Genomic DNA, 13,021 nt, shown 5'->3' with positions numbered 1-13,021 from the left:
GAAACAGTGGCGCATTGCGGATGGGCAACACAAAGCGCGGTCCGGCATCGGTGGGCTCAAAAATGCGTATCACGGAAAGCGTTGAGGCGTAGTTGCGTTCAATCAGGTAGTTGGCGGTGTTGAGATTGCCAATAAAGTAGTCGTTTTCGCCAAAGGCTAATGACGCCAGCGCGCTGAGCGCAGAAGGATAGCGAGTGATTTTTGCTTCAGGATAGCGCGCCTCGATCCAGGCATCGCTCAGGTAGCCTCGCGGCATGGCGATTTGCATCGGCGAATTATCATCACTCATTTCAGACATGATGTTATCGCGTGACACCATCGCAGGGTAATCAGAGGCAAACGCAGTACTCAATAATAGCTCTGCCGCAGTAGGTTCCGGGCTGCCCGCGCTGTCCACCAGCATATCGACCTTGCCTTGCTGCAGGGCGTCAAGCGCCGCACTGCGACTGCTGTAATAGTGCGTGTTGATGTGCAAACCCAGATAATGCAGAACTAAAGCGGTGTAGTCTGCGGAGATCCCTTCCAGCGTGTTGGCATCGATCACCATATCGAACGGCGGATTTTCAGGCGCGTAAATCGCAACGCTGACTTCGCGCTTTTCGCCCAGCCAGCGCCAGTCGTTGTCGGGGAGATCAAAGGTCAGCAGGACATTTTGTTCACGGCTGACCAACTGCATGATGCGGGGATCTTCAGCCCTGACTGGCTGGCTCATCAGGCAGAGCATCAGGCCAATCAGGAGGAGTAATTTAACCATCACTCTGTCAGGCGATATTATTGCGTTTGGCAAACTCGTAAAGGCCGACCATATTTTGAATGTCGAGCTTTTCCATTAATCGGCGTTTGTAAGTACTTACCGTTTTATCACTGATTTTCATCCGCTGTGCCATTTCCACCACTTTCATTCCTTTGGATAAATACACCAGCACCTGCAATTCTTTACTGGAGAGGCCGGCAATTTTATTTTTGTCTTCCTGAATATCATCCGGTAAACCCTGACGTCGGCGATTTAAAGGAAAGAAGCCATATCCGGCATTAATCGCGCGAATGGCATCGTGCAATTCGGTCATGTTATTGCGCTTGCTAATAAAACCATCGGCACCGGCAGTGGCGCTGCGCTTGATGTAGTGATCAACGTCCTTGCCGGTCAGCACCAGAATGCCGCCGTTAAAGCCGTTGTGGCGCAGCCTCTGTACTAGATCGATACCGTTGTAAGAGGGCATGTCGATATCCACGATGATCAAGTCCGGCGACAGTTTTTTGGTTAGCGCTAATGCTTCAAATCCGTCATCCGTTTCGCCCACCACATTCATGTTGTCCGTTTCAAGCAGCAGTCTTAATGCCATCCGAACCACCGGATGGTCATCAACGATAAGAACTTCCTTCATATGGCTGTCCTGTTTATTGCGGTGAATGGAATATTTATAAGGATTGGTTTCATTGGTTAGCAGATTTTAAGAGTAAAGTTTAAATGGCGCAAATAATTATTTTGTAAGGTTTTCCTGATGCAATAAATATCATGACCTGACGTGTTATTTATATATTCACTATGGTTTTTAATCAGCTTTCTAATTATGCAATGAGTCGTTTAAATTCAGTGATGTCGCTGGGCGTTAAGGTGATGAGTTTGACGTGAAAGCAGTATAAAAGTTATCACTGTGGGTAAATGTTAAGGTGTGCAGCTAGTGGTCTTATCGGCCGAAATGAGAAATAAGAACCTCTCGTCGAAAAGACGAAGTGTAACCTTGTTTAGATAGGGTTTAATTTTACCTGAAGGTAAAGTTATTTATGTGTTCCTAAGAGTAACGTCATAAAATGTCACTGAACTAATAGTCATGCCAGTAAGTAAGCTTGCATAGATAAACAACTTTAGCCGGCTCAACATGCTGTTTTAATTGATTAAATCGATGGATTTATTGTGATTTTTTATCGATAAATAAAGCATCATCACCTCTGGTTTCCAGAGTGTGATTAATTCAACACTGAATGGTTATTAGCGATGTTAATTAACGGTCTAATTAACTAAAACATGACCCCGGTCATCTCGGTAAAGATTAATAATATTAAACTGGGCTTTTGTTTTACTCTCCTTTTTTCATTTTATTGTCAACCGCACGGGGTGAAATATGACCGTTGTTCCTTTCCGTCCAGATCGATCGGATTCATCTGATCGACCCTTATATCAGCTCGACAGTGCCAGCGCTTTTATCCGCTTAAACAGTTCGCCCAGTGGCTTGCAGACCGAAGAGGCGAGGGCGCGTCTGACGGCTAACGGGCGCAACGTGCTGCCACAGAAAGCCGAAAAATCACTGCTGATGCGCTTTCTGGCGCACTTTAAAGATGTGCTGATCTACATCCTGCTGGCGGCAGCGCTGATTACCGCGGTGATGGGCCACTGGGTGGATACCTTTGTCATTCTCGGCGTTGCTGTCATCAATGCACTGATTGGATTTATTCAGGAAAGTAACGCCGAGAAGTCATTGAAAAGCATTCAGAACATGCTGTCGAACGAAGCGATGGTATTGCGCGATGGACGGCAGATGACGGTACCGACCGAAGAGCTGGTGGTCGGTGACGTGGTGTTGCTGCGTCCTGGCGACAAGGTACCTGCCGATCTGCGTTTGTTCGACGTGCACAATTTGCGGGTAGAAGAAGCCATCCTCACCGGGGAATCCACGGTGGTGTCCAAATTAAGCGATGCGCTGGAAGGCGAAAAGTCGCTCGGCGATCGGCTGAATCTGGCTTATTCCGGTACTACGGTGAGTTCTGGCACTGCCGCAGGTGTGGTGATCGCCACTGGCGGTGATACCGAGTTGGGGCACATCAACGCGATGATCTCCTCCATCGAAGAAGCAAAAACGCCGTTGCTGGTGCAGATTGAAAAACTCGGTAAGGCGATTTTCTACATCATTTTGCTGATGATGGCCGCGCTGTTCGTGTTCGGTTATCTGCTGCGCGACATCCCGCTGGCGGAACTGCTGCTGGCGGTGATCAGTCTGGCGGTGGCGGCGGTGCCAGAGGGTTTACCGGCGATTATATCGATCATTCTCTCACTTGGCGTGCAGTCGATGGCGCGCAATCACGCCATTATTCGCAAGCTGCCAACGGTCGAAACCCTCGGTGCCATGTCAGTGATCTGCTCCGATAAAACCGGCACGCTGACCATGAACGAAATGACGGTGAAAGCGCTTGTGCTGGCGAACAGTCACTGGCGCATCAGTGGCAACAGCTATGAGCCGAAAGGGGAGTTCCATCTGGAAAGCGGCCAGCGTGATGAGGCGCTGCTCAACGGCTTTTTACAGACGGTAGATATCTGCAACGAAAGCCAACTGCGCCAGGATACTCAGGGCCATTGGGGGATTGTCGGTGGCCCCACCGAGGGCGCGCTCAAAGTATTGGCGGCGAAAGCGGGCATCAACTCGGAATCCGTGCAGGTGCTGAGTAAGCTGCCGTTTGACTCGGCCTACAAATACATGGCCGTGAGTTGCCTGATTGATGGCAAGGCGTGTCTGCTGCTGACTGGCGCACCGGATGTGCTGCTCGCGCTGTGCCAGCAGCAGCAGGGCGCGCAGGGTGCCGAAGCGCTGGATCGCGATTACTGGAACGCCGCAATCACCACTTATGCCAGCGAAGGGCTGCGCACCGTGGCCGCCGCCTGGCGCTGGCTACCGGAAAGCCGACAGCAGATCGATCACGCCGATCTGCGCGAGGGCATGATGATGCTGGGTCTGGCGTGCATGATGGATCCGCCACGTCCGGAAGCGATTACCGCTATACGTGACTGCCAGCAGGCTGGGATTCGCGTCAAGATGATTACCGGCGATCACCCAGAAACGGCGATGGCCATCGGGCAGATGCTGGGAATCGGCAACAGCGACAGCGCCGTTACCGGCTATCAGCTGGAGCACATGGACGATGCAGAGCTGGGCAAAGCGGCACGCGAGTACGACATTTTCGCACGCACCAGCCCGGAACATAAATTGCGTCTGGTGAAAGCGCTGGCAGAGAGCGGGGAGATCGTCGGGATGACCGGCGATGGTGTGAATGATGCCCCTGCGTTGAAACAGGCCAATGTCGGCATCGCCATGGGCATCAAAGGCACCGAGGTGACCAAAGAGTCGGCGGATATGATTCTGGCGGATGATAACTTCGCGACTATCGCGGCGGCGGTGAAAGAGGGGCGTCGCGTTTACGATAACCTGAAGAAAACCATCCTGTTTGTGATGCCGACCAACCTCGCACAGGGGCTGTTGATCATCATCGCCATTCTGATGGGCAATCTATTACCGCTGACGCCGGTGCAGATTCTCTGGATGAACATGGCGACCTCGGCGACCCTGTCATTTGGGCTGGCATTTGAAGCCGCCGAGCGCAATATCATGCGTCGGCCGCCACGTAACGTGCGCAGCCATGTGATGGATGGTTACGCCATCTGGCGAGTGATTTTCGTCGGGCTGCTGATCTCGATTAGCGCCTTTGTGCTGGAAGCCTGGCTGCAGCCGCGCGGTTACTCGCCGGAGTTTATCCGTACGGTGCTGCTGCAGATGCTGGTGACTGCTCAGTGGGCGTACATGCTCAACTGCCGCAACAGCAATGGCTTCTCACTGGATGCTGGCTTGCTGAAAAATCGCGGTATCTGGCTGGTAACGCTGGTGCTGGTGGCGCTGCAGGCGATGATTATCTATCTGCCGCTGATGAATACGCTGTTTGGCACCGAGCCGCTGCCGATTAAATATTGGTTTATTTCGCTGGCAGTCAGCGCCGGGATATTTGTGCTGGTGGAAATTGAGAAGCATCTGACGCGCGGCTGGCGCGTCGCCCGATAACTCACTCTGGCTGGCGCAGTGCCAGCCAGACTTTTTTCAGCAAGAAGGTGAGAGGAATCGCCAGTATCGCACCGGTCATGCCCAGCAGCGCTTGCCAGAACAGGAAGGCCAGCAGCTGCACGGTCAGGGTGAGATTGAGGCGCTTGCCGAGCATCAGCGGTTCCAGCACCGAACTGAGCAGCAGGTTCAGCACCACAAAGAATCCCACCATCATCAGGCTGGTTTGAGTATCGAACAGGATAAAGGTTTGGATCACCGGCGGAATGGCCGCCAGAAAGGAACCGAGCACCGGAATGTAGTTGAAGATAAACATCAGCACGCCCCACAAAAAGGCGAACTTCAATCCCAGCAGATGTGCCATGCCCCAGACAATCACGCCGCCCAGCAGGCCGGTCAGCGTTTTCACCCGCGCATAAACAATCACACTCTGAATCCCTTCTTCCAAAGCGATAAACAGCGCAGTGTGCTGTTTACTGGCGCGCAGGGTGCGTTTCAGCAGCGGCAGCTCAATCAGCATAAACAGCAGCATCAGGAACACCATCAGCCACCACGACAGCAGGCCGGGGATTAACGACAGTTGATAGGTGACAAAGCGCACCACCGCACCGGCATCGACAAAATTCAGCATCTCATCGGCGGTGAGGGCAATGCCCATCTGGCTCAGAGAGAGCGTCAGGTATTGCAGCTTGGCTGCTACCAGATTGGGTGCCTGACGGCTGAGTTTGATCAGGTCGGGCGCGGAGGCGCTGAGTGACATAATGGTGATGACGATCAGCAACAGCAAAATCACAATCACCAGCAGAGAGGAGAGCGTGCGCGGGATGCCGCGTTGCGCCAGGCGGCTAATCAGCGGATCGAGCATCACGGCAAGAAACATCGCCAGCAGTACCTGGTTGATCAGCGGCGCGCCAAGGCGCAGCCCAAATAGCACGAGGGTCAGACATGCGAGCAGAATGAGTGCCTGCGCCAGCGGCGCGAAAGATTTTAACCAACCCTGGTACATCGATGCAGTTCTCCGGTAAACGGGCGGTTGCCGAGTGCAGCAACCGCCTGACAGGGAAAGGCCTTACTCGCGCGATTTCCCCTCTTCAATCACTTCTTCGTCGATTACCTCGACATTGTCGCGGTTGTCGCGCCCGGAGAGCAGGTTCCAGCAGGCGATAAACAGTGCGGCAATCAACGGGCCGATGACAAAGCCATTGATACCGTAAACTTCCATGCCGCCCAGCGTCGAGATCAGGATCAAGTAGTCAGGCATTTTGGTGTCTTTTCCGACCAGCAGCGGACGTAAAATGTTGTCCACCAGACCGACGATCACCACAAAGAAGCCGACCAGGAACAGACCTTTCCATATCGCGCTGGTGGCGAAGAAGAAGATCGCCGCAGGCACCCAAACGATGGCGGAACCGACCGCCGGGATCAGCGACAGGAACGCCATCAACGCACCCCACAGCAAGCTGCCGTCAATGCCGGTGAACCAGAAGGCAAGACCGCCCAACACGCCCTGAACCACCGCGACCACCACCGTGCCTTTGACGGTAGCGCGTGAGACGGCGGCAAATTTCACCATCAGGTGATGCTTCACATAGGTAGAGAGCGGCAGTGCTTCCAGTATCAGATTCACCAGCCATGGGCCATCCTTCAACAGGAAGAACAGCAGATACAGCATCACGCCGAAGCCAACCGTAAAGGTGAACGTTCCTTTACCGATCATGAACACGCTGCCTGCCATGTATTGGCCGCCTTTGAGGGCAAATTCAGACAGTTTCTGCTGAATCTGGCCGGCATTGTTGAGGTTGTGTTCCGCGAGATAACTCTGCGCCCAGTTCGGTAAGTGCTGCATTAATTCGGCAAACACCGTCGGGAACTGTGACGAGCTGTTCTGCAGTTTGGTGTACACAGTATTGACTTCAACTACCATCGACGAGGTGATAATCGCTAATGGCGTGAACACGATCAGGCAGATGATTGCCAGAGTGGCAAAGGCAGCGAGCCCGTTACGATCGCCCATTTTGCGGCGCAGCAATGACTTCAGCGGATGGAAGATCACCGCCAGAATGGCTGCCCAAAAAATGGCAGAGAAGTATGGTGTCAGCACATCAAAAAAGGCGTAGGTGACTATCGCCAAAATAACAACAAAGAAGCCGAAGTTAAGTCCTTTAATACGCATTCAATTGTCTCGTGAGTAAACGTGGCGATTGAACTATAGAACGTGATTAGCGGAATGTAATGCTTTTAGGCCACGCGTGTGGACATCGGATGTCCCGATTTGTCCTGCTGATGTCTGCAAGCGGGCTGGTGCAAGGATTGAATCGCGGTGATGATGGTGAAAAATCTGACTGGAGATGAACCATGCTGGAACTGCGTCCCAACTGCGAATGCTGTGATAAAGACTTACCGCCGGACTCACCCGATGCGCGCATCTGCTCGTTCGAATGTACCTTTTGTGTCGAGTGCGTGGAAACCACGCTGAATCATCGTTGCCCGAACTGTGAGGGTGAGCTGGTGCGCCGTCCGGTGCGTCCGGCGGCGGCGTTAGCACGCCATCCGGCTTCGACCACGCGTCATTTATCGGATTCCGTGACACGCTGAATGAGTTCGTCAAGCTGCGCTTCGTTGAAGACTTCGATGCCGTGCTGGCGCAGCAGGGAGGCGGCCACCCCATTGCCTGCAATTTTTTCGCCGCTGAAGTGGCCATCATAAATCTGCCGACTGCCACAGGTTGGGCTGCCATCGGTGAGCAGGGCAAAACGACACTGCGCCTCCTGCGCGGCGCGCAACGCCAGCCATGCGGCCAGCACATAGTGCTGAGTGACATCATCGCCGTTTGATTCGAGAATTTTCGCCTCACCCTTGAGAACCTGTTCAGCGCTGCCGCCACGAATTTCAGCGGGCAATCGCGGGGTGTTCAGGCCTGCCGCTAACTCGGGGCAGTGGATCACCAGACGATGTTCGGCGCGCCACCGCGCCAGCGTGCGGGAGATGAGCAACTTATCACTGCCATTATAACGAACCGTCAATCCCATCAGGCAGGCACTGACTAATATTCTTTCCATGACTCCATCCTTCGGAAATAAATCGCAGCGGTAACGTAATATTCTAACGCTGATATCGAAGTTGAAATAAAAATCCATTAAGCGAGGTAAAGCCTGCGCTATATTTAGCGCGATATTAATCACGATTGTGAATTAATCGAGGTGCTGCAGGATTCTAACGTATTAATGCCGGGTAAATTGATGAATAACGCTGAAGTCTGGTTAATGAAAGGGTTTGCCGACGCAGGTTGAAGGGAATGGTATTGATTTAGCAGTGTTTTATCGCCTGGTGGTTGTGTGGTTATCGTTGGGGGCAGGTTCGTTTCTATCACCACGACGGTGCGAAATTTATCAAACCGCTATTCTGGTCAGAGCACAGACCTTATTTGTGCATCAGATCCCTCGCACAGCAGATTATTTTTCTGCGCCATTTTATTTTTACGGTTTTTTCCGAAAAGCAGGGGTTTTTAAAAGAATTTTGCATTTTAAAATGGTATTGTTTATCCGCAATGCTAGTGATGTGGCGTTGTGTGCTTCAGTTTTACCCTCAATTTTAGGGTTTACCCGCTTTATGCAATTTATGGAAATAGCATTCTCCACCCGATCCTCGCGATCGGGTTTCTTTCCTCTCCGCTGTAGTATGAATCCGCTGACTTTAAGACCAGATAATGTCAGAAAAGACACAACCGTTAAGAAATCGATAATTTGTAGTAATTTAATGTAAGTATGCGGTTTTTAAGAGTTTTGGAAATCCTCTTTTGCTTTTGATTGGTGAATAGTGTCTCTCGACGGCGCAGTAACTGCCGTTATCATTGGAGGCAACATCATGAAAAAAACAACATTAAGTCTTATTGCGTCACTTATTGCATGCAGCACACTGTTCTCTTCCGTCTCCTGGGCTGATGGCCCGGGCGACCAGCGCTGGCAGCAGCACGGCGGCGACCAGCATCAGGATCATGGGCGTGGCCCTGACCATGGCGGCGATCGCGGCCCCGATCATGGCTACAACCATGGCCCGGACCGTGGCCCGGATCATCATGACCGTTATGCCGACCATCGTGGCCCAGATGGACACCATGACGGCGATCACTTCGCCTGGAACGGCCATGACTTCCGTCGCGGTCACCCAATGCCGCCTGAATTCCGTGGCCCGCACTATCGCGTAGATGACTGGCGTGAACGCCGTTTACCAGAGCCGCCGCGCGGTGAGTACTGGTCTTACATTGACGGCAATTACGTCCTGATTGCTGCCGCCACTGGCGTGATCACCTCGTTGCTGCTGAACGGCGCATTTAACTAATCTCCCCCACGGATGGCTACGGCCATCCGTGTTTCTCTCTGCTTTCTGCCCTCACCAGGTTATTCTCTATGCGACCCTTTTTTCCCTACAACGCGCTAAGGAGTCATGATGACCGTGGTAAAAATGGTGGCAGTAGACAAGGACGGCACCTTTCTCGACGATAAAAAGCAGTACAACCGGGCTCGTTTTCAGGCTTGTTATGAAGAGATGAAACGGCGCGGCATCAAATTTGTGGTCGCCAGTGGCAATCAATATTACCAACTCAAATCCTTCTTCCCCGATATCTCCAGCGAAATTGCCTTCGTCGCCGAAAACGGTGCATGGATCATCGATCGCGATGAAGAGCTGTTCTGCGGCGCATTCAGCCGTGACGATATCGATGCGGTACTCGACACCCTGCACAACGGGCACTACCCGGAACTGCGTTATATCCTCTGCGGACGTGAAAGTGCTTACTACTTCGAAGGTCTCGACGAGAGCTGGCTGGTGAAGATGCGCCACTACTGCCATCGTCTGAAGCCGATTCGCAGCCTCGATGAGGTCGCGGATGACAAACTCTTCAAGTTCGCCCTCAATCTCTCCGATGATTATGTTGAACCGTTAATGGCCGATATCGAACGCTTGCATCAGGGTTCGGCCGCAGCGACCTCCAGCGGCCACGGCTCAGTGGATCTGATTGTGCCAGGCAATCACAAAGGCCATGGGCTCGATCTGCTCGGCAAACGCTGGGGCATCGACCGCAGCGAGATTTTGGTGTTTGGCGATGGCGGTAACGATCTGGAGATGTTGCAGCAATCGGGCTTTAGCTTCGCCATGGCGAATGCACCGCAAAAAGTGAAAGATGCCGCACGCTATGAAGCGCCCAGCAACAATGAAGAGGGCGTGCTGCAGGTGATCGAACAGATGCTGGCGGGCAAACCGCCGTTTAGCCTCTGAGCGTCATCTGACACTTAATTCATTGTTTGCTTTGACGATGCGCGGGGCGTATGCAGGCGCGGCGAGATGAAGCGGCGCAACATTGCGCTGTAAAGTGGCGGGAAAGTCATGTTGTGCGGGTGTGCTTTGGCGCGCCCGCACCGTCTAAATCAACCGATGTTATGCAACGTGCCAGGCCGCAGTAATCATCTCGGTGAGGGTGGGGGCATCGTAACTGACCCAGCCGTTTTTACTGTTGGCGCGCGCGACAATCCAGTCAACGTCGGTGGCGCTCAAGGTCGGCCCATCCTGCCAGAACGGCACAATCGCATGCGCCTGCAACCAGGCTTTGAGCGCCAGCGCGGGCGGCGCCGGATCGTCCGGTAACAATGCTTGCCCCAGCTGTGTCATCAAACGCTTCTGTTCGGCGTGTTCGGTTTCCGCCAGCACATCGAGGAATGGGAACAGCAAACGTCCACACACTTCTCCGTGATGGAAAGGTTTGATGGCGCCCAGTTCACCGGCAATCCCATGAATCACGCCCAATCCCGCACTGCTCAGGCAGACACCGCCCAGCCAGGAAGCCATCATCATCGCTTCTCGTGCTTCATCACCTTGTGCATCGTCACGATTCAGGTTTGGCCATGCCTGAAAGAACAGCCGCAGCCCATTCAGCGCCGTTTGTTGGGTAAACAGATTGCCTTTGCGCGACAGATACGCCTCAAACAGATGGGTAAAGGCATCAATGGCGCAGGTGGCCAGTACGCTATCTGGTGTGCCCTTGAGCAAATCGGCATCCAGAATTGCCACCTGTGGCACAAACACCGGATGGCGCAACGAGGCTTTCACCTGAATATGCTGCTGATCGGTCACCACGGCGTTTTGCGTCGCCTCACTGCCCGTTCCCGCTGTGGTGGGAATGGCGATCAGCGGCAGAGTGATCGCCTGAACCGGCGTATCACCCACTTTCTCCAGGTAGCGTGCGGTATTCAGCGGATGCTGCATCATGGCGCTGAAAGCTTTAGCGGCATCCAGCACGCTGCCGCCGCCGATCGCCACTACGCGATCCACATGGCCGCGCCAGCGATTCACCCAGGCATCAATTTCATCGGGCGAGGCTTCATGGCTGACAATTTCATAGCCCAAAATCTGGTCATTGAGTGCCGCACCCAGTCTTTGCCAGGCGGGACCGTTAAGGAAAGAGCGGCCACAAAACAGCAACGTCGGTTGGGGATGGGCAGCCAGCAGCGGCAATAAACGGTCAATGCTGCCACGTCCAAACAGGGTTTGTTGATTACTGTACAACTCGATCAGATTCTCACTCACCTGCAGATCCTTTTTTTGAAGGGCATAAAGACCTTAGTGTAACCAAAAGCGGTGACGCCCCCGCTGCAAACATTCTGATAACTGCCTGGCAAAAAGTTGATCACCTTCGCAAAACAGAAATTCCCCCCGCACGGCTGATGCTTTGTGCGCAATGTTACCCTTAACATGATACCCGTAACATTGTGCGACAGACCGCGTGCCTCTCAGCGATGTCACCGAATCGACTGTCCTTTGGGATCAACAAAACAAACCGCTGCCGACATGCTGTCGTGCGCAAAAGTGGAGAAAAATTATGCCATTACTCTATGTGGCGATTGGCGTAGCCTTACTGCTGCTGTTAATGATTCGCTTCAAGCTGAACGGATTTATTGCGCTGATCCTGGTCGCGCTGGCGGTGGGCATGATGCAGGGTATGCCCGTCAACAAAGTGATTGGATCGATCAAAACCGGCGTGGGCGGCACACTTGGTAGTCTGGCGCTGATCATGGGCTTTGGCGCGATGTTGGGAAAACTGCTGGCTGACTGCGGCGGTGCCCAGCGTATTGCCACCACGCTGATTGCTAAATTTGGTCAAAAACACATTCAGTGGGCGCTGGTCTTAACCGGCTTCACGGTGGGCTTCGCGCTGTTCTATGAAGTGGGCTTTGTGTTGATGCTGCCGCTGGTGTTCAGCATCGCGGCGTCGGCGCGTGTGCCGCTGTTGTACGTCGGCGTGCCGATGGCTGCGGCATTGTCGGTGACGCACGGTTTCCTGCCTCCGCATCCAGGTCCAACGGCGATTGCGACACTGTTCAACGCCGATATGGGTAAAACGCTGCTGTATGGCACCCTGCTGGGTATTCCGACCGTGATTCTGGCGGGCCCGGTGTATGCGCGCTTCCTGAAAGGCATCGACAAACCGATTCCTGAAGGTTTGTGGAACCCGAAAACCTTTACCGAAGCGGAAATGCCCGGCTTTGGCGTCAGCGTCTGGACGGCGTTAGTGCCGGTAGTGCTGATGGCCTTGCGTGCCGTGGCGGAGATGGTGTTGCCGAAAGGGCATCTGTTGTTGCCGTATGCGGAGTTCTTTGGTGACCCGATTATGGCAACGCTGATTGCGGTACTGATCGCCATCTTCACCTTTGGTCTGAACCGTGGACGTAGCATGGATGAAGTGATGGGCACCATCACCGACTCGATCAAAATCATCGCCATGATGCTGTTGATCATTGGTGGCGGCGGGGCGTTCAAGCAGGTGCTGGTGGACAGCGGTGTCGATAAATACATCGCGAGTATGATGCACGAGACCAATGTATCGCCGATCTTTATGGCGTGGTCCATCGCGGCGGTGTTGCGTATCGCATTGGGTTCAGCCACCGTGGCGGCGATTACCGCCGGCGGGATCGTTGCACCACTGATTGCCACCAGCGGTGCCAGCCCGGAACTGATGGTGATTGCCGTGGGTTCCGGCAGCGTGATCTTCTCTCACGTCAACGATCCGGGCTTCTGGCTGTTCAAGGAATACTTCAACCTGTCCATCGGTGAAACCATCCGCTCCTGGTCCGCGCTGGAAACCATTATTTCGGTGTGTGGTTTGGTCGGCTGTTTGCTGCTGGCTAACGTGATCTGAAGGAAATTAGCTG

The 13,021-nt window shown here is 53.5% G+C and carries 12 protein-coding genes; 6 read left to right on the top strand and 6 right to left on the bottom strand.

Features of this window, described 5'->3' with window-relative positions; translation table 11 throughout:
* Together H7A81_RS05265 and H7A81_RS05260 are read right to left on the bottom strand one after the other, a co-directional pair.
* Nucleotides 1–754: transporter substrate-binding domain-containing protein (locus H7A81_RS05265; RefSeq protein ID WP_182056935.1), on the bottom strand; the 754-nt coding region annotated here is incomplete at its 3' end.
* A gap of 7 nt (nucleotides 755–761) precedes the next feature.
* Nucleotides 762–1,385, bottom strand: a complete 624-nt coding sequence (locus tag H7A81_RS05260; protein WP_034828290.1) for a response regulator — start codon at nucleotides 1,383–1,385, stop codon at nucleotides 762–764.
* 738 nt (nucleotides 1,386–2,123) lie between these two features.
* On the opposite strand from H7A81_RS05260, the gene H7A81_RS05255 reads away from it, so the two are divergent.
* Nucleotides 2,124–4,823 (top strand): cation-transporting P-type ATPase, encoded by a 2,700-nt coding sequence (locus tag H7A81_RS05255; RefSeq protein ID WP_182056934.1) that lies wholly within the window; start codon nucleotides 2,124–2,126, stop codon nucleotides 4,821–4,823.
* Nucleotide 4,824: 1 nt separating this feature from the next.
* Here H7A81_RS05255 and H7A81_RS05250 read toward each other — a convergent pair whose 3' ends face one another.
* A complete protein-coding gene (locus H7A81_RS05250; RefSeq protein ID WP_182056933.1) occupies nucleotides 4,825–5,826 on the bottom strand; it encodes an AI-2E family transporter in 1,002 nt (333 codons plus the stop codon).
* 63 nt (nucleotides 5,827–5,889) lie between these two features.
* On the bottom strand, nucleotides 5,890–6,993 hold the full coding sequence (locus H7A81_RS05245) for an AI-2E family transporter (RefSeq protein WP_166932997.1): 1,104 nt from the start codon (nucleotides 6,991–6,993) through the stop codon (nucleotides 5,890–5,892).
* Nucleotides 6,994–7,175: 182 nt separating this feature from the next.
* Here H7A81_RS05245 and H7A81_RS05240 point away from each other — a divergent pair, with 182 nt between their 5' ends.
* Entirely contained in the window at nucleotides 7,176–7,415 is a 240-nt protein-coding gene (locus H7A81_RS05240) for a DUF1272 domain-containing protein (protein ID WP_182056932.1), read from the top strand.
* Here the strand turns inward: H7A81_RS05240 and H7A81_RS05235 are convergent.
* Nucleotides 7,388–7,879 carry a DUF523 domain-containing protein gene (locus H7A81_RS05235; RefSeq protein ID WP_182056931.1) on the bottom strand — a complete coding sequence of 164 codons (492 nt, stop codon included), beginning with the start codon at nucleotides 7,877–7,879 and terminating at the stop codon, nucleotides 7,388–7,390. The two genes, H7A81_RS05240 and H7A81_RS05235, sit on opposite strands and share 28 nt — an antisense overlap.
* A gap of 214 nt (nucleotides 7,880–8,093) precedes the next feature.
* Between H7A81_RS05235 and H7A81_RS05230 the strand changes: the two genes are divergently transcribed.
* The 3 genes from H7A81_RS05230 (at nucleotide 8,094) to H7A81_RS05220 (ending at nucleotide 10,094) form a co-directional block, all read left to right on the top strand.
* The gene (locus H7A81_RS05230) at nucleotides 8,094–8,582 is read left to right on the top strand and encodes a hypothetical protein (RefSeq protein ID WP_160867885.1); all 489 of its coding nucleotides are present in this window, start codon (nucleotides 8,094–8,096) and stop codon (nucleotides 8,580–8,582) included.
* 102 nt (nucleotides 8,583–8,684) lie between these two features.
* Nucleotides 8,685–9,158 (top strand): RcnB family protein, encoded by a 474-nt coding sequence (locus tag H7A81_RS05225; protein ID WP_034828301.1) that lies wholly within the window; start codon nucleotides 8,685–8,687, stop codon nucleotides 9,156–9,158.
* 108 nt (nucleotides 9,159–9,266) lie between these two features.
* Entirely contained in the window at nucleotides 9,267–10,094 is an 828-nt protein-coding gene (locus tag H7A81_RS05220; protein ID WP_097117446.1) for a Cof-type HAD-IIB family hydrolase, read from the top strand.
* 159 nt (nucleotides 10,095–10,253) lie between these two features.
* On the opposite strand, the gene H7A81_RS05215 is transcribed toward H7A81_RS05220, so the two are convergent.
* Nucleotides 10,254–11,399: an iron-containing alcohol dehydrogenase gene (locus H7A81_RS05215; RefSeq protein ID WP_182056930.1), complete on the bottom strand. Its 1,146-nt coding sequence runs from the start codon at nucleotides 11,397–11,399 to the stop codon at nucleotides 10,254–10,256.
* A 292-nt stretch (nucleotides 11,400–11,691) separates the two neighbouring features.
* Between H7A81_RS05215 and gntT the strand changes: the two genes are divergently transcribed.
* The gene (gene gntT, locus H7A81_RS05210; protein ID WP_182056929.1) at nucleotides 11,692–13,008 is read left to right on the top strand and encodes a gluconate transporter; all 1,317 of its coding nucleotides are present in this window, start codon (nucleotides 11,692–11,694) and stop codon (nucleotides 13,006–13,008) included.
* The last annotated feature ends 13 nt before the right edge of the window (nucleotides 13,009–13,021 follow it).

The organism is Pantoea sp. ME81 (genome assembly GCF_903970985.1).
GTDB classification, from domain to species: domain Bacteria; phylum Pseudomonadota; class Gammaproteobacteria; order Enterobacterales; family Enterobacteriaceae; genus Pantoea; species Pantoea communis.
The sequence above is the reverse complement of the archived record's forward strand: the minus strand, read 5'-3'. Positions and strand labels throughout refer to the sequence as shown.